Genomic DNA, 1,008 nt, shown 5'->3' with positions numbered 1-1,008 from the left:
GTCCCGGGCAGGCGATCGCCGCCGCCGCGAGACCGATGGCGATCATCAGCAGGTAAAACGTCCCGGTGAACAGCTCCAGGATCACGAGCACGCCGGCCGCTACCAGCCAGCCCATCCATTCAGCCATGGTTTCCTCCGTGGTCGGATCGAAAGATAAAAAACCCCCGCCGCCCGCTACGGGTGACGAGGGTCGCGTAATTGATATCGGGTTCAATGATTGTGTCGGTGATCAAATCGTTATCGCCAGTCTAGCGCGTCTGTGCGCGGAGTCAACGGTCCTGCTTCGGCCTGACGAGTACGGCGTCGGCCGGCGCGGCGCAGGCGCCGCCTCCGAAGGCACCTGCTCCTGTGCCGCGCGCGCCATCGGATTTTTCTCGGGCAGGTCGAGCAGCGAGCCCCCGTCGTCCAGGGCCAGCCCCTCCGCATTCGCCCGGCATTCGCGCTTCTCGGCGCTGCACATCGACTTGCACAGGCTTGCATCGGCGGCATGACCCGCGCCTGCCCACAGTGCTCCCATCATGATTGTCAACCAGGCCAGGCGCTTCATTCACATCCCCGACAAAACTATTTGCCAAAGTGTAACGTTTTTCCGTGCCAAGTCAACAACTTGTTGCTTCAGGCTCAACATCGTGCCCGCGTTGATGCATATCGCGTCGTAACCCGCTTGCCGCGGAAGATCAATTTCCATGTGGAAATAAACGCCAATAATGCGATGCATCGCCTTCTGGAGATCCGCCATGTTCAGACGTCTGTTCGCCGCCTTCCGCACCCGCACGACCGCCGCCGCCCCGGCGCCCGCCATCGACGATGTCATCACGGCCTGTGACGAACACGGCCGCCAGGTGGTCATGGCGCGGGAGGAATGGCGCGACAAGGTGCTGCATCCGCAACTCAAGCAGCACTGGGACACGGCGGACGCGTTGTACGGCACCATCCTTACCGCTCTGTCCGACGGCTTCGCGCCCGAGTTGCTGACGGCGGCCGCGCGCCTCGTCGAGATCGACGGCC

At 63.0% G+C, this 1,008-nt stretch carries 3 protein-coding genes and 1 pseudogene; 1 reads left to right on the top strand and 3 read right to left on the bottom strand.

Going from position 1 to position 1,008, the window contains the following annotated elements; genetic code table 11:
- The 3 genes from ACEN88_RS32665 to ACEN88_RS32655 form a co-directional block, all read right to left on the bottom strand.
- The coding region (locus ACEN88_RS32665; protein WP_413346414.1) for an NfeD family protein at nt 1–127 on the bottom strand (127 nt) is incomplete at its 3' end.
- Nucleotides 128–229: 102 nt separating this feature from the next.
- Nucleotides 230–547: a hypothetical protein gene (locus ACEN88_RS32660; RefSeq protein WP_413346412.1), complete on the bottom strand. Its 318-nt coding sequence runs from the start codon at nt 545–547 to the stop codon at nt 230–232.
- Nucleotides 548–739, bottom strand: a complete 192-nt coding sequence (locus ACEN88_RS32655) for a hypothetical protein (RefSeq protein ID WP_413346410.1) — start codon at nt 737–739, stop codon at nt 548–550.
- On the opposite strand from ACEN88_RS32655, the pseudogene ACEN88_RS32650 reads away from it, so the two are divergent.
- A pseudogene (locus tag ACEN88_RS32650) lies at nt 738–1,008 on the top strand (hypothetical protein); the annotation flags it as partial. The gene ACEN88_RS32655 and the pseudogene ACEN88_RS32650 overlap by 2 nt on opposite strands.

Origin of the sequence: Massilia sp. CT11-108 (genome assembly GCF_047302915.1) — a bacterium.
Classification (GTDB): domain Bacteria; phylum Pseudomonadota; class Gammaproteobacteria; order Burkholderiales; family Burkholderiaceae_D; genus Telluria; species Telluria orientalis.
The sequence above is the reverse complement of the archived record's forward strand: the minus strand, read 5'-3'. Positions and strand labels throughout refer to the sequence as shown.

Coding starts and splice junctions, on each gene's coding strand:
- ACEN88_RS32660 (WP_413346412.1), bottom strand. CDS start 547: ATGAAGCGCCTGGCCTGGTTGACAATCATGATGGGAGCACTGTGGGCA.
- ACEN88_RS32655 (WP_413346410.1), bottom strand. CDS start 739: ATGGCGGATCTCCAGAAGGCGATGCATCGCATTATTGGCGTTTATTTC.